General features: G+C 74.0%; 15 protein-coding genes. 1 reads left to right on the top strand and 14 read right to left on the bottom strand.

Annotated elements, in window-relative coordinates; all coding sequences use genetic code 11:
* Positions 1-7: 7 nt before the first annotated feature.
* From DTL70_RS04020 to DTL70_RS03965, 12 genes are all read right to left on the bottom strand, one after another.
* Entirely contained in the window at positions 8-391 is a 384-nt protein-coding gene (locus DTL70_RS04020; protein ID WP_114020426.1) for a DUF3662 domain-containing protein, read from the bottom strand.
* Positions 392-523: 132 nt separating this feature from the next.
* Positions 524-919 (bottom strand): DUF2795 domain-containing protein, encoded by a 396-nt coding sequence (locus tag DTL70_RS04015; RefSeq protein WP_114020425.1) that lies wholly within the window; start codon positions 917-919, stop codon positions 524-526.
* Between the two features lie 10 nt (positions 920-929).
* Complete coding sequence (locus DTL70_RS04010; RefSeq protein ID WP_114020424.1) at positions 930-1,694, bottom strand: VOC family protein; 765 nt, start codon at positions 1,692-1,694, stop codon at positions 930-932.
* Positions 1,695-1,827: 133 nt separating this feature from the next.
* Entirely contained in the window at positions 1,828-4,578 is a 2,751-nt protein-coding gene (locus DTL70_RS04005; RefSeq protein WP_114020423.1) for a glycoside hydrolase family 38 N-terminal domain-containing protein, read from the bottom strand.
* Positions 4,575-5,750, bottom strand: coding sequence for a Gfo/Idh/MocA family protein (locus DTL70_RS04000; RefSeq protein WP_114020677.1), 1,176 nt, complete (start codon positions 5,748-5,750; stop codon positions 4,575-4,577). The genes DTL70_RS04005 and DTL70_RS04000 overlap by 4 nt, the downstream gene beginning before the upstream one ends.
* Positions 5,747-6,655 (bottom strand): sugar phosphate isomerase/epimerase family protein, encoded by a 909-nt coding sequence (locus tag DTL70_RS03995; protein ID WP_114020422.1) that lies wholly within the window; start codon positions 6,653-6,655, stop codon positions 5,747-5,749. The genes DTL70_RS04000 and DTL70_RS03995 overlap by 4 nt, the downstream gene beginning before the upstream one ends.
* Positions 6,656-6,748: 93 nt before the next feature.
* A complete protein-coding gene (locus DTL70_RS03990) occupies positions 6,749-7,975 on the bottom strand; it encodes a CehA/McbA family metallohydrolase (RefSeq protein WP_245978984.1) in 1,227 nt (408 codons plus the stop codon).
* Positions 7,972-9,072: an ABC transporter ATP-binding protein gene (locus DTL70_RS03985; RefSeq protein WP_114020421.1), complete on the bottom strand. Its 1,101-nt coding sequence runs from the start codon at positions 9,070-9,072 to the stop codon at positions 7,972-7,974. The genes DTL70_RS03990 and DTL70_RS03985 overlap by 4 nt, the downstream gene beginning before the upstream one ends.
* Positions 9,072-9,932 carry a carbohydrate ABC transporter permease gene (locus DTL70_RS03980; protein ID WP_114020420.1) on the bottom strand — a complete coding sequence of 287 codons (861 nt, stop codon included), beginning with the start codon at positions 9,930-9,932 and terminating at the stop codon, positions 9,072-9,074. The genes DTL70_RS03985 and DTL70_RS03980 overlap by 1 nt, the downstream gene beginning before the upstream one ends.
* A complete protein-coding gene (locus tag DTL70_RS03975) occupies positions 9,929-10,996 on the bottom strand; it encodes a carbohydrate ABC transporter permease (protein ID WP_114020419.1) in 1,068 nt (355 codons plus the stop codon). Before DTL70_RS03975 ends, DTL70_RS03980 begins: the two co-directional genes overlap by 4 nt.
* Entirely contained in the window at positions 10,971-12,368 is a 1,398-nt protein-coding gene (locus tag DTL70_RS03970) for an extracellular solute-binding protein (RefSeq protein ID WP_114020418.1), read from the bottom strand. The genes DTL70_RS03975 and DTL70_RS03970 overlap by 26 nt, the downstream gene beginning before the upstream one ends.
* A gap of 268 nt (positions 12,369-12,636) precedes the next feature.
* Entirely contained in the window at positions 12,637-13,521 is an 885-nt protein-coding gene (locus DTL70_RS03965; RefSeq protein WP_425470310.1) for an SAM-dependent methyltransferase, read from the bottom strand.
* Positions 13,522-13,729: 208 nt separating this feature from the next.
* On the opposite strand from DTL70_RS03965, the gene DTL70_RS34735 reads away from it, so the two are divergent.
* Positions 13,730-13,858, top strand: a complete 129-nt coding sequence (locus DTL70_RS34735; RefSeq protein ID WP_281278648.1) for a hypothetical protein — start codon at positions 13,730-13,732, stop codon at positions 13,856-13,858.
* Between the two features lie 459 nt (positions 13,859-14,317).
* Here the strand turns inward: DTL70_RS34735 and DTL70_RS33410 are convergent, their stop codons facing one another.
* Together DTL70_RS33410 and DTL70_RS03960 are read right to left on the bottom strand one after the other, a co-directional pair.
* Positions 14,318-14,488: a hypothetical protein gene (locus DTL70_RS33410; protein WP_181856226.1), complete on the bottom strand. Its 171-nt coding sequence runs from the start codon at positions 14,486-14,488 to the stop codon at positions 14,318-14,320.
* A 15-nt stretch (positions 14,489-14,503) separates the two neighbouring features.
* Positions 14,504-14,860, bottom strand: coding sequence for a PRC-barrel domain-containing protein (locus DTL70_RS03960; protein WP_114020417.1), 357 nt, complete (start codon positions 14,858-14,860; stop codon positions 14,504-14,506).
* Between the last annotated feature and the right edge of the window lie 11 nt (positions 14,861-14,871).

Raw genomic sequence — 14,871 nt, 5'->3', positions numbered from 1 at the left:
GGCGCCGTCAGGGGCGGGGCGTGATGCTGCTGTGGAGGCGGTAGCGGACCGGCTCGTGGCCGTCCCTGGGTGGCCGCAGCCGGACGGCGACCGGCCCCGCGAAGCTGAAGTGCCGCTGGGCCGCGTGCCGCCGCACCTCGGAGGCGAGCCGCTCGCCCACGGCACCCGCCTCGCCCTCCAGCCGGGCGTAGCTGTCGATGGGCAGTTCCAGAACGAAGGAGTTGGGCACCACGGTGCGGCCCCGGCCGACGATCACCGCGTTGCTGTCGCACTCGCGGCGCAGCATCCCGATCACCTCGACGGGCTCCTCACCGCTCCTGCGGCGCAGCAGCCCCCACAGCGAGGTCGAGATCCGTTCCATCCTGCTCTCGACGTCCTGCAAAATGCTCATCGCTCCCCGTTGCCCGCCCGAGCGGGCCGGCATGTCCCCCCGAACGGGTGGTACGTGCCGCGCGGGGTTCACCGCCCGGGCCGCGGTGGCCCGGGCGGTCGGGCCGGCCCCGGGCGGCCGCCCGGGCCGCTGTCAGCTGCGGTGCGCCTCGGTGTGCAGGCCCAGCGCCTCCACCAGCTCCTGCACGTTGGTGTACCGGGCGTCGCCGGGCAGGCCCTCGGCCAGCTGAACGAGCCGGTCGGGCGCGTGCTCGGCCCGGAGCGCGTCCAGTACCTCCTCGCGCCCCGTCGGGTACAGGTGGCGGCCCAGGTGCTGGGCGATCTCGGAGCGCAGTTCCACGTCACGCGCGCTCATCCCGGCGGGTGTGCCGCCGGTGCGCAGGGCGCGGGGGTCGCGGTCGGCCTCGGGCTGGTCCTCGGCCGACGGCTCCATCTCGCGCCCCTCCTCGCGGTTGGAACGCAGGTCGCCCTGGAGGCGCTTCTTGGCCTCGTCGTCCTGGATCGGGCCGTTCTTGTCGTTCTCCTGCATGGTGTGCTCCTTACGTGCTGAGCAGACAGAAGGAGGCGCCCTTGGGGTCACGGAGGGTCACAGTCCGCCCCAGCGGGCCTTCCCTGGGCGGCGTGACGACCTCGCCACCCTCCCGTTCCGCGGCATCGACCGCCGTGTCAAGATCGGGTACCCGAAAGTACGGCTCCCATCGCGTCCGGATCCTGGGGTCCGGCGGCGACTCCAGTGCGCCGCCCCGCAGCCCGGCCACCGGATGCCCTTCCAGCCTGACGACGATCTCGTCGTACTGCTCCTCATAGGTGACGCCGTGGCTGGGGTCGTCCATCCAGTCGAAGATCTCCCCGTAGAAGACCGCGGCGGCGAAGGCGTCGCGCGTGTGCAGCTGGAGCCACGCGGGCGCCGGGCCCGTGCCCACGCCCCACGAGGCGGGCCCGTCGCCCTGCCAGAGCCCGAACGGCGCGCCCCACTGGTCGGCCGCGAGGACGGCGCGGCCGCCGCCCGTGCGCAGCGGGCCGACCGCGACGGTGGCGCCGCGCTCGGCGATGCGCTCGGCGACCACGTCGGCGTCCTCGACGTGGAAGTACACCGACCAGCGCTCGGCCTCGGGGCCGGCGCCCTCGGCCAGCTGGTTGAAGCCGGCCACCGGTTGCCCGTCCACCGTGGCGATCCGGGAGTCGGGGCCGTCGGAGTAGGCCTGGAAGGTCCAGCTCAGCACGGGTCCGTAGAACTCTTCGGCGGCCCGTTGATCGGGGGTCATCAGACTCACCCAACAGGGCACTCCGCCGACCGCAGCCATGAATCCGCCTTCCCTCTGCCTGGGGAACGTCCGTGCTCCACTCAGGGTACATAGCGGCGCTGATTGGACATAACGGAATGGCGCACCCGGTCCTCCAGGGTGCCGTCGGCGGGGCACGGGCTCCCGGGCGCGCTCAGCGCTCCAGCCGGAAGGTGGCGATCTCCCACGGGCGCAGCGCCACGGTGGCGCTCTCCCCGTCGAGGCGCGGGGCCTCGCCCGCCGCCGTGGCCCGGCCGAGCAGGTCGCACCGCTCGACGGCCCGCAGTCCTGGCAGCGAGAGGACGGCCGCCGTCGGGCGGGGCGTCTGGGCGACGACCCGGACCTGGGCACCGCCCTCGCGCTCCCGGACCGACGAGAGGACGACGCCCTCGCCCGCCACGCTCAGTCCCCGGCCCGGTGCGGGCAGTGCTGCCGCGCCCGTACCGGTGCCGTGCAGGGGCATGAGCGGATGCCGGAAGGCCTCGGCCGCCGCGTGGACGCCCGCCTCGTGCCACTCCCCGGCGTACGGCAGCAGGCCGAACGTCACCGTCCGCAGCCCCCGGCACTGGGCCTGCGGGGTGGGGAACTCGCCCCCGGCGGGCTCGTCGCGCCACACGTGCCGGTTGCGGGACATCTGCCCGGTCGGCCGCAGGAGCGTCACGGCCAGCTGCGCGCCGTCGTCGAGGAGTTCGTACTCGGTGGCGTGTTCCAGCAGGAGCGCCGCGCCCCCGGCGGCCACGAAGGCGGAGGCGGGGAAGGTCGGCAGCGGCTCCTCGCCGAAACCGCCCTCCGCGCTCAGCCCGCGCTCGACGACGGCGAACTGCCCCTCTCCGTACGACACCTCGGCGCGGCGCGGCAGGGGAACGTGCATGCGGACGCGGTGGTCGTCGCTGCGGTTGTCGAAGGAGACGGCCAGCCGCACGAACCGCTCCCCGGCGCGCACCTCGACCCGGGTCGTCACGGTCGTCGGCTCGGTGTCCGGCGTACGGCCGTCCGCGGCGAAGTCCCCCGTCCTCGGCCAGGCGTAGCGGCGTTCGACCTCGAAGGCGCCGGTCAGCGGTCCTTCGCCGGCCGGGCGGACGGTGACCTCCTCGGGGTGTTCCACCAGGACGTCGCGCGCGGGCGGCGCGTAGTTGTAGGTGTCGCCCAGGTCGCCGCCGTCCACGACGCGTCCCGCACCCGCCAGCGTGACACCGTCGGCGCCGCGCACGGCGAAGGTGCCGTCCTCGGCGATCTCCACCCGCAGCAGGCCGTTGTCCAGGACCCGGCCGCCCTCGGCGCGGACACCGTGCGGCACGGGGCCGCCGGGCGCGGGCCCGTGGACGGCGCGCACGGCGGTGTGGCCCAGCGGTGGCGCCGTGACGAGCGCGGCCACCCGCTGCCGGGGCTCGGCCTCGATCACGACCCGCCAGGGGCCCTCGGCCCGCGCCCGGTCCAGCGCCTCGCGGACCGCCGCGACGTCGAAGGGCAGTGCGCTCCTGCGGGCCACGGTGAAGTGCAGCAGCCGCCGCTCGGGCTCCAGGCGCCAGGCGGTGATCTCCTGCCCGTACAGCTCGCTGCCGTGCACCCTGGCCAGTACGGTGGGCAGCCGCTCGGCGGGGACGGTGTCGTCGGCCGGCGGCGTCGGCGCGGAGGCGAGCCGCTGCGCGGGGAAGACGGTGCCGTCCGCGTCGATCAGGTGGACGGGGCCCTCGCCCGCCACGTCCAGCTCGACCAGGTCGGTGCGGTGGGCCGGCGTCGGGTTGAGCAGCAGGTGGGCGTCGTGCGGCACCCGGGCGGCCAGCGGGCCCGCCACCATGTCGCGCACGGCGAGACCGAGTTGCTCCGCCTCGGCGATCCTGGCCGCGACCTGCTGCGCGGTCTCGTCGCAGCCGCACCCGGTGACCGAGTCGTGGCAGGACACCTCGATCAGCCGGTCCCAGGCCATCTTGAGGAAGCGCTCGGCCGCGCCGTCGAACCAGAGCGCCGCCAGCGGCTCGGCGTAGCGCTCGACGGCGCGCTCGGCCCGCGCCATGGCCTGCTTGAGCGGGGCGCGGACGGAGAGGACGCCGGGCAGGATGTTGGCCCGCGCGTGGCTGCGCAGCTCCCCGTGGACGGCGCGCAGCCCCTCCAGGTGGGTGGGCTGCGCTGCGAAGTACTCGGACATGGTGGCCAGCCGGAGCGTGACGTGCTCGTCCGCCGCGTTGTGCCGCTCCAGCAGGTCGGCCAGGTCGGCGGCGGGTGCCGTGTGGTCGGAGCCGTACATGGCCAGGATCGGGGAGCCGTCGGGGCGCCAGGGGCGCAGCTTGGCGGCGATGGCGCCGGCCCGCTCGGCGACCTGCCCCGGGTCGTCGAAGAGCCCGGCCGCGCTGCCGTAGCCGCCCGCCGCCAGGTACTCGGTGCGGATCGCAGTGCCGTCCGGTGCGGTCCAGGCGAACGCGTGGCGCTCGACGGCGGCCGGCACGCCCCGCCACACGCAGGCGTGTTCGAGCCCCGCACCGCGCAGGATCTGCGGCATCTGGGCGCAGTGCCCGAACATGTCGGGCAGGTAGCCGACGGGCATCGCGCCGCCCATGTCCGCGCTTGCGCGCAGCCCGAGTTCGAGGTTGCGGACGATGCTCTCGCCCGAGCACAGGAACTCGTCCAGCAGGATCTGCCAGGGCCCGACGGCCAGCCGTCCCTCCTTGACCAGGCCGGTCAGCCGCTCGCGCTGCTCGGGCCGCACCTGGAGGTAGTCGTCGACGGCGACGGCCTGCCCGTCGAGGGTGAAGCGCTGCCGCGGGTCCTGCGCCATCCGCTCCAGCACCGTGTCGAGCAGCCCGATGAGCTGGAGCCTGAACCGCTGGAAGGGCAGGTACCACTCGCGGTCCCAGTGGGTGTGCGGGACGATGACGAGTTCGTCGACGGGCCGGGGCGTGTCGGTCATGCGGATGCTGCCTCTCCTTCGCAGGGGAGCTGGTGGCGGGCCGCGTACGCGGCCACGGCGCGCTGCGCGGTGAGCAGGTCCTCAGCGGCCCCGGCCGCCCCGGTGCGGGGCGGGGTGCCGTCGGTGACCATGGCGTGGAAGGCGACGAGTTCCTCCTCGAACGCCTCGGTGACCGATCTGTACTCGGCGCGGCGCTCGGCGTGCGGGCCCTCGCCCGCGCCCGCCGCCGTCTCGGTCAGCACCGTCGGCGCGTTCATCAGGTAGGGCGAGGGGAAGGCGAGGTGCAGGCTGCCGGTCTCGTGGTGGAGCGCGAACGTCTCCCGGTAGGAGGCGTGTGAGGGCAGGAAGTGCCAGCGGATCGTGTACCGCGCCCCGCCGGGCAGCCCGCCCGACAGCTCCACGGAGCCCGGGCCCGCCGCCGAGGCACCCCACGTCTCGGCCAGCTCCACGCTCGTCGGCGCGCCGGTCACCATGCGCAGCAGCGACAGGTCGTGGCTGATGGAGCCGAGGACGGTGTGGTAGAGGGAGCGCGTCGCCTCGGTGGCGTCGCTGCCGAGCGCCGCGTCCGTCAAGGCGGCGTCCTGCTCCCGCAGCACCGCCAGCGCCTCGGCGTCCAGGTCGTCGCAGGGGGCCGGCAGCCGGGCGAAGGCGAGCTGGTCGCCGCCCGTGGGGTGCAGGACGCACACCTCGGCGGAGCGGACGGCGTCGGCTCCGCCCGCCTCGCCGAGCAGCGCGGCCAGCCGCCGCGCGGCCGGGTCGTACTGCTTCATGTAGCCCACCATCAGCCGCGGTCCGCGCCGCTGGGCACGCTCCGCCTCCGCGATCCGGTCCGCCTCGGCGCGGGTGAACGCCAGCGGCTTCTCGCACAGCACGGCGTACCCGGCGCGGAGCGCCGCCTCGGCCGCGGGGCCGTGCGAGCCCGACGTCAGCAGGAGCACGGCGTCGAAGCCGCCGCCGGCCAGCAGCGCCTCGGTGCTCGCGTGCCGGTCCTTGTCGGGTACGCCGTACCGCGCGCCCACGTCCGCCAGCGCGCCGGGCGACAGATCGCACAGCGCGGTCACCTCGAACAGGTCCCGTCTGCGTTCGAGCAGCGGCAGGTGGGCCGTGCGCGCGATGGCGCCGAGCCCGGCGACGGCGATCCGCAGGCGGTCCCGTGCGGAGGAGACGGTCATGAGCACAGCCCTTCTTCCTGGAGCAGCCGGCGGTTGGCCGACTGGTGTGCGGCGATGCGGTCGAGGTTCTGGCCGGTCGGCGGTGTGTCCTGCTCGACGACCAGCCAGCCCGCGTAACCGGCGCGGCGCAGCGCCGCCACGACGGCGGCGAGATCGATCTCCCCCTCGCCCAGCGCGCGGAACCCGCCCTCGGCGACCACGCGCCACAGGTCGCCGCCCGCACGGCGCACCCGGGCGAGCGCCCGGCGGTCGGCGTCCTTGAGGTGGACCTGGCGGATGCGCGGCCCCCACTCGGCGACCGCCTCGGCGGGATCGCCGCCCGCCAGCCACCAGTGGCCCGTGTCCAGGCAGAGGGAGACGTCCGTGCGGGAGAGCAGCCTGCGCGTCTCGTCGGGCGCCTCGACCACGGTCCCCAGATGCGGGTGGAACACCGGCTCCAGACCGCGCGCCCGGCAGCGGTCGGCGGCCGTCTGCACGTCGGCGGCGAACGGCTCCCACTCCGCGTCGGTGAGTCCCAGCGCCGGATCGACGGGGGTGCCCGGCGCCGCGAAGCGCCGCGGATGCGCGGGGCAGGCCAGGGTGGGGCGCGGGGCGAAGACCGCGTCGTCCACCGGCACCGAGGCGAAGGTGTCGAGCGTGCGGTCCAGGGCCCGCAGGTCGGCGGCGAAGTCGTCGCGGTCGCCGCCGTAGCGCAGGTCGGCCCAGCCGCCCGCCAGCCGCAGTCCGTGGGCGGTCAGGCGTCGCGCGAGGGCCTGGCCCTCACCGAGGTAGCCGAGGGGGCCGCTGTCCGTTCCCGCGTACCCGGCCGTGCGGAAGGCCGCCAGCAGCTCGTCCGGGGCCAGGGGGGCCGTGTCGGTGCTGTAGATCCCGTAGGAGACGGGGGCGTTGGCTGTGCGGACGTGCATGGGTGCCTTTCGGGGCCGGGGCGCGGCTGGCGGGCGGGGACGACGGCCCACCGGAAACGCGGCGGGGCGGGGCCGGGCGCACGGGCACCGGGCTCACGTGCACAGGGCGATCACCTCGCAGACGTGCGTCTCCAGCCGGTGGAGGCCCTCCTCGGCCGCGGGCAGCCACACGGCGGCGCCCCGCACGACGAGGCGCCGCCCGTCGGGGCGGACGAGCACGGTGCCGTCGGCGTCCAGCGCCAGGAGTCGGTCGCCGTACCGCAGCAGGACGGGCGCGTCGGGCGCGGCGGACACGGCGGTGCGTCCTGCGGCGAGGCCGCCGAGCACCCCGCCCGCCGTGCCGTCCTCGCACAGCACCCAGGTGGTGGGGGCCCCGAGGGGGCGACCGTGGGCGGGGTCGTGGAAGTCGCTGCCGCCCAGCGGGATCACGTCGTCGCGCCAGGCCCGCGCCCAGGCGAGCGGGGCGCCGTGCCGCCGGTCGCTCCAGGTGTGGTGCCACACCTCGGCGTGGCGGGGCCGCCGCACGAAGGGGAGTTCCCACGCGCAGTCGTCGGCGAGCGGGTGGTTGACGGACAGCACGCCGCCGCCCGCCTCCGCCTGCGCGAGCCACGCGTGGGCGGGGGCGCGGAAGTCGATCCAGCCGGTGTCGCCGAACACGTTGGCGTGGCCGAGATCCGTGGTGACCTCCTGCCCTGGCAGCAGGGTGACGCCGTGCCGGGAGCCCGCCGCCTCCAGCCAGGGGTGGTGGCTGACGGTGTTGTGGTCGGTGACGGCCAGGAAGTCCAGTCCCTCGGCGGCCGCGGACCTGGCCAGTTCGTCGAGGGTGAGGGCGCCGTCGCTGTGCACGGTGTGGGCGTGCAGGTCGCCCGCGCGCCAGGTGGCGCCGTCCAGGTCCGGTACGCTCCGCCGGGGCCTGCGCTCCCCCGCGGCGAGGGGAGGCGGCACCGCGGTCACGGGTGCTGCGGGGGCGCGCGATCCGGTCCGCGCCCGCACCTCGTACGGCAGCCCCTCGGGCGGCACCCGGTGCAGCCGCAGCAGCACCTGCCAGGTGCCGGCCGTCAGGGGTCCTGGCAGGTAGCCGGGGGTGGCCCAGGTCTCGGTGACGGTGAAGGTGTCCCGCGCGCCGCCGGACCAGCCGCGGAAGTCGCCCCCGGGGCCGAGCAGTCCGAGGTCGAGCACACCGGCACGGCGCGGGTGGTCCAGGGTGACGGTGAGGGCGCCGGCGTCGGTACCGACCTCGACGGGCAGTGTGCGCAGGACGTTCTCGGCGCGCGCCTCCATCGTCCAGGTGCCGCGGTGCACTTGGACCGGGGCGCTCAAGCGGGCACCTCGGCGGGGGTGGCGCCGACGAGTTCGCCGTCGCGGTAGAGCAGCGCGCGGTCCTCGCGGGGTACGGCCCAGCCGCGTGCGCCGACGGCCGGCTCGTGTTCTTCGGGGACGACGACCTGCACGCCGAGCCCGCCGTCGCACTCCAGGGTGACCAGGTGCGCGCTGCCCAGGTTCTCCACGACGGATACGGTGCCGCTCAGCGCGGCGTCGACGGCGCGCTCGGACCACCGCAGGTACTCGGGGCGGACCCCGTAGACGACCTCGTCGCCCTCCTTGAGGTGCGCCCGCGCGCCGTCGGGCACCGGCAGTTCGCGTCCGGAGACGCGCACGGCGCCGCCGCCCGCCACCAGTTCACCGTCGAGCAGGTTCATCGGTGTCGATCCGATGAACGAGGCGACGAACGTGCTGGCCGGGCGGCGGAACACCTCGGTGGGCGTGCCGACCTGGCGCAGTGCGCCGCTCTCCATGACGGCGACACGGTCGGCCATGGCCAGCGCCTCGGCCTGGTCGTGGGTGACGAAGACGGTGGTGACGCCCAGCTCGCGCTGGAGCTTCTTCAAGAAGGTGCGCGCCTCCAGACGCATCCGGGCGTCCAGGTTGGACAGCGGCTCGTCGAAGAGGAAGACCCGCGGGTGGCAGGCCATGGCGCGGGCCAGCGCGGCGCGCTGCTGCTGGCCTCCGGAGAGCTGCCCCGGCCTGCGCTCCCCCAGGTGGCCCAGGCCCAGCTCCTCGGCGGTCTCGCGGGCCTTGGCCGCGCGCTCGCCCTTCCCCACCTTCTTGATCTTGAGTGGGTAGGCGATGTTCTCGTGGACCGTCATGTGCGGGAAGAGGGCGTAGTCCTGGAAGACCATGGCGATGTCCCGGTCCCCCGGCGGCAGCGCCGTCACGTCCTGCCCGGCGATGTGCACACTGCCCCCGGTGGCCTCCTCAAGGCCCGCGAGGGTGCGCAGCAGTGTCGACTTGCCGCATCCGGAGGGGCCGAGCAGCGCGAAGAACTCGCCGTCCCGCACGGTCAGGTCGAGATCGCTGAGCGCCCGCACGCCCCCGGGGTAGACCTTGGCGAGCCGGTTCAGGGTGATGTCTGCCATCAGGCCTTGATCCCTCCGTGGAGACGGAATCCGTAGCGGCGGCTGACGAACAGGAACATCAGCACGACCGGCAGGGAGTACAGGAGCGAGAAGGTGGAGATGAGTGCCAGGTCGGGCTGGCCGCCCTCGGTGTAGAAGGTGTACATGACGACCGCGGCGGGCGACTTGTCGGGCGATCGCAGCAGCAGGAACGGAATCAGGAAGTTGCCCCACACCTGGGCGACCGTCCACACCCCCACCGTCGCCAGGCCCGGCCGTACGACGGGGACGACCACGTCCCGCAGGACGCGCAGCGGTGAGGCGCCGAAGACCCGCGCCGACTCCTCGTAGGAGCGCGGCGTGGTGTCCATGAAGTCCTTGAGAATGAAGATCGCCGCGGGCAGCAGCCCACCGGTCAGCACGAGGATGACACCCAGGTAGCTGTCGACCAGGTCGAGTTCGGCCGCCAGCAGGAAGATCGGCACCATCGCGGCGGTGCCGGTCACGATCGAGGAGAGCAGCAGCAGCGCGTACAGCAGTCCGTCGCGGCCGCGGATGTGGACCCGGCTGAGCGCGTACGCGGCCAGCGCGGAGAGCGCGACGACGAGCACGGCGCTGCCGACGGCCAGGACGAGCGAGCTGGCCAGCGAGTTGACGGCGTTGGGGTTGTCCCACAGCCGCGCGAAGTTGGCGAGGGTGAAGTCGGGCAGCGAGGCGGTGATGCCGGGACGCCTGTCGAAGGGCGCGCTGGCCAGCCAGAGCATCGGCAGCGCGAAGAAGGCCAGCACCAGGGCGACGAGCAGATAGGCGCCGACGCCGCGCAGCAGCGCGCGGACCGGGTCGCGGCCGTCCGCAGGGCGCCGTGGGGTCGCAGCACTCATGCGGTCTCCTCCTTCGCGGCCGGCGCTTCGGCGTGCGGGGCGGCGGGGGCGGCGTCCTGGTCCGTGGGTCCCCCGCTGCCGCGCGCCGCGGTTTTGCGCTTCCCGCTCCGGCGCGCCTTGTTCTTCTGCCCGAGCAGGCGCAGGTAGACGACGGCGACGACGAGGTTGATCAGCAGCATCAGGAAGGAGAGGGCCGCGCCGTAACCGAGCTCGCCGCTGCCGAGCGCGGTCTTGTAGATGTGCACGGGCAGGGTCTCGGTCGCCCCGTTGGGTCCGCCGGCGGTGATCAGGAACGGGGTGAAGTCGTTGAACGTCCACAGGCTGATCAGCAGCAGGTTCGTCAGGACGTGACCGCGGATGCGGGGGAAGACCACGTCGCGCAACTGCTGCCACCCGCTCGCCCCGGCGAGTCGCGCGGTCTCCAGGTGGGAGGCGGGCACGTTTCCGAGCGCGGCGCTGTAGAGCATCATCGAGAAGGCGCTGCCGCGCCAGATGTTGTAGACGATGATCGACAGCATCGGATGGTCCAGCAGCCAGGCGGCGCCCGGGGTGTGGAGCAGCGTGTTGAGGGTGCCGCCGTCGCGGTCGAGGAAGGCGATCCACAAGAACGCGACGACCGAACTGGGCAGGATCCACGCCAGCATGACGAGTGCTTCGAGGGTGGTCTTGAGCCAGCCCGTGCGCTCCCGCATCCACCAGGCGAGGGCGAAGCCGAGTCCGGCCTGGCCGATGACGGCGGAGCCGAGGACGAACAGCAGGGTCAGCCACAGGGAGTGCAGGAAGTCGTCGTCGCCGAGCGCCTTGGTGACGTTGTCCAGGCCGACGAAGGCGGGGTCGATGGCGGGGATGCCGGTGAGCCGGTAGTCGGTGGCGCCCAGGTACAGCGTCCAGACCGCGGGCAGCACGAGGAAGAGCGCGATCAGGACGAGCGCCGGGGCGACGAAGGCGGCGGCCCTGCGGCGGCCCAGCCCGGCCGCGTCCCGCTCGGGTTCGCCGCCGTGCCCGTCCGGGCTCTGTTCACCCGTCCGGGTGGCGGTCTCAGCCGATGACGTGGTCGCTGCCACCGAGCACCTCCGAAAGCTCCTTGCGGTAGGCCCGCGCGGCCTGGCCCGGGCTCTTGCCCGCGACGACCTGCGCCGTGGCCTCCTGGAGCGCGAGGGAGACCGCGGTGTAGGCGGCGAGCGGGGGCCTGTAGGCGGTGACGGGGAGCGCCGCCTCGGCGCAGAAGCGGAGCATGGGGTCCTGGTCGAGGACCACGTCGTTGACGTCGTCGCGCTCGGTGATCATGGCGCTGTCGCCGAGCCTGGCCCTGAGCGCCGCCGCGGAGTGCAGCGCGGTCAGCAGTGCGAAGGCGGCCCGGGGGTGGCGGGTGTGCGGGTTGAGGACGTGGACGGCGCCGCCGGAGAGGCTGACGTGGTCACGGCCGCCGAGGCCTTCGCCGGGCGCGCGGGCCGGGAACAGGGCGTATCCGACATCGTTGTCCCGGCGTTTCATGGCGGCGGTTCCCGTCTCGGGAGCGAGCACGTCCCGCCAGAAGTAGTCCCCCTCGGCGAGGATGCCGAGCTTGCCCTCGGCGAACCGCTCGAAGGACTTGTCGCGCCCCTTGGCCTCCTGCTGGAGCCGCGGATCGCCCAGCCCGCTCCCGTACACGTCGCGGTAGAAGCCCAGCACCGCGCGGAGTTGCGGGGTGTCGCCGTACCACCTGTCCCCCTTGGACACCCAGCCGCCCGCGCCCGCCAGCAGCGGCAGCACCCCCTGCATGGTGGTCGCCTCGCCCATGGCGGTACCCGCGTTGATCTGGAGCGGGGTGACGCCCTCCAGCCGCTTGAGCTCGCGAGCCGCGTCGAGGACGTCCCACCAGCTCGCCGGCCGCCAGTCGGTGGGCAGCCCGGCCTTGCGGAACAGGGGCTTGTGGAAGTAGAGGACCCGGGCGTCCGTGCCCGCGGGTATGCCGTACAGCCGGTCCTCGAAGCGGGCCAGCGAGCGCACCTTCGGGCTGATCTGCCGCCAGCCCTCCCAGTCGGCCATGCCGTCACCGGCCACCTCACGCAGCGGTGCGATGTACCGGGCCTGCGCGAACTCCCCCACCCAGATGCCGTCGAGCCCCATGATGTCGGGGCCCGCCTGGGCCTTGAGATCGAGGGCGAGCTTGGTCTTGTACTGCTCGTCGTCGACGCCGCTGGGCAGGAACGCGACGCGGACGTCCGCGCCCTTGGCCTTCTGGCGCGCCACGAAGCGGGGAATGACCCACTTCTCGATCCAGTCCGCCTCGTCGGCGTTCTTGCCGCCGGAGACGGCGTTGGTGGCGACGGTCAGCGCCACGTCTCCGCCCGCGTCGCCGCGTGGATCGAGCGCGCTCCCGCAGCCTGCGAGCGCCGCGGAACCCGCTCCAAGGACCGCGGCTCGCAGCGCGGTTCGCCGCGCGATGGCTCCCATCCGGACCCCTCCTTGCGACAGAGATCGTGCCGGAAGGTTGAAGGCTGACACGAGGCCCGCATGACGTAAAGAGCTGTTGTCCTTACATCTTCATCACGCCGGACGCCTCGTGCCGCCGGGGCGTGCGCAAGCGGGGCGTGGGCAAGCGGTGCTTTGCGCCGGTGGGTCGTTGGTAGGGGGCGCTCCGTGCCGGCACGGCTCTCGTGCGGCCGGCGCTCGTTCCACGCGCCCACACGCCCACACGCCTTCCGCCGGTGCGGGGGCCGGTCTACGCGGGCTTGATGCCGACGCCCGCCCAAAGGCTCACCTGACCGTCGGTCACCGCGTCGAATCGGGTGACCCCCGCGGTACCGCCGGTACCGGCCTGGGCGGGCACCGCGGCGTTCTCCGGGCGCCACTTGTGCGCGAGGTGGACACCGGGTTCGAGCAGGTCGAGGCCGGTGAAGAACTTCTCGACGTCCGCACGGGTACGGGCCTGGGTCGGGACGCCCTTGGCGTTGTAGATGTCCACCAGCCGCCCGACGCCCCCGGGGTCGATGTCGGCGGTGACATGGGTCAGGCACAGCGCCGAGCCGGGCGGCAACGCGGCGAGGAGCCGCGCGACGATGCCGTACGGATCGCGGTCGTCGGGCACGAAGTGCAGCACGGCGTTGATGGACAGCACGACCGGCTGTGCGAGGTCGAGCGTCCGGGTCAGCGCACCGTCACCGAGGATCGACTCGGGCGCGGTGATGTCCCCTTCCACGTACTCCGTACGGCCCTCCGGAGCGCTGTCGAGGAGCGCACGGGCGTGGGTGAGGACGATGGGGTCGTTGTCCGCGTAGACGACACGGGCCTCGGGGCAGGCGGCCTGGGCCACTTCATGGAGGTTGGGGCTGGTGGGAATGCCGGTGCCGATGTCGAGGAACTGGCGGAAGCCCTGCCGGGCGAGGGCCCTGGTGGCGCGATGCATGAAGTCGCGGTTGGCGCGGGCGGCGCTGCGGGCCGCGGGCCAGGCCTTCAGCGCCTCCTCCGCACCCGCCCTGTCCTTCTCGTAGTTGGTCTTGCCGCCCAGGTAGTAGTCGTACATGCGGGCGGAGTGCGGCACGCCCAGGCCGAGGTCGCGTCCGCTGCGGTCCGTCCGGTGACTGTCGTTCACAAGTGCTCCGATCACGTCGAGTTCCGTCGGGATACACCCTGGCGTGCCGGTGCCGCTGCCGCCAGATGGCTGCCCGCCGTGGGGAGTTCGCGCGCTCGCACTGTTTTCGTGGGTGGCGGCCACGAGACGCTGGTCGCCGCCCCCACTCGGGCGGAACCCCGCTCGCCGGGTCCGGGTGCTGCCGTCACGACAGGCCTGGCCCGCCCACGCTCGGGACCGCGGGGTGCGCACCGTTCTCCTCGCCTACGCCGACGAGGCGGTCGCCCGCACCTTCGCCCGCCAGGGGCTCCGCCTGGCCGGCCCCGCCCTACTGAGCGCCAACCAGCCGGCCCTCGGTCGGCGGGGTGGGTGAACCGCGACGGCACCAGCCCGAGGATGCGTAGGGACGGTCCACACCGGCGGCCGGTCTCGGCACAAAGGGGGCCGGCCCTCGCCGGCGTCCCAGCGAGAGCCGGTGGCACGTTCCGCCATTCGGCTGCAGGCTGACCATGTCGGCCGCCGGTTCGTCGCCCGACGTCAGAAGGTTCTGCTCGACAGCGGGTCGCGGTTCACGGGCGGGTCGTCCAGACGAGTGGACCCAGGGGCCTTGCGGCTGCGGGCGCCCCTCGCGGCGCGCGCCCTCGGCAGCGGGCCGCTCGCCCCGGGAGCGCCCAAGGCTCTCCGGGGGCGAGCGGGCGGAGCCTGCCCCTTCGACGCGGGGCGCCGCCCAGGAGCGCAGGCGCACTCAGGGGCGTGCGCAGGGGGCGCCCGGCGGGGGCGCGGCCCGCTCGGTGCGCGGCCCCCGCCGTGGGCCTCGCAGGGCCCCGGCGGGTCACCGCACGCGGCGTCTGCCGGTACGGGTGGTGATGCGGTAGGCCGCCCACAGGAAGGCGATCAGGGCGACGACGATACCGATGATCAGCAGATAGAAGAGGCCCTTGAGGACCGCGCCGAGGATGCCCAGCGCGATCGCCACGAGGACCAGGAACAGGAACAGCGCCATCTCACCCTCCCCTGCTCAGCGGCGCGCCAGGCGGCGTTCGCCGCCCGCGCCGGGGACGTACTCCAGTTCGTAGTGCGCGAAGACGGACGGCTCGTCCTCGGCGGCGAGCACGTCGTCGGTTCCGAGGGACGGGGCGTCCTTCACCTGGCTCTTGGGGTACTTCACCTTGAGGCACCCGGGACCGACGGCGGCTCCGGCCAGCGGAACGAAGACCAGGCGGTGGCGGGTGGGCATGCCCACGGTCACGGTGGCGAAGGAGGGCTGGTCGGTGCCGGTGTCCACGTACACCGACTCCAGCGAGCCGATCCGACTGCCGCTCTCGTCGACCACGTCGTGCCCGCGCCACTCCCGGATGTCGTCCGGTTCGAACATTTTTCCTCCAC

It is taken from the genome of Streptomyces diacarni, from assembly GCF_003323715.1.
In the GTDB taxonomy this organism is placed as follows: domain Bacteria; phylum Actinomycetota; class Actinomycetes; order Streptomycetales; family Streptomycetaceae; genus Streptomyces; species Streptomyces diacarni.
The sequence above is the reverse complement of the archived record's forward strand: the minus strand, read 5'-3'. Positions and strand labels throughout refer to the sequence as shown.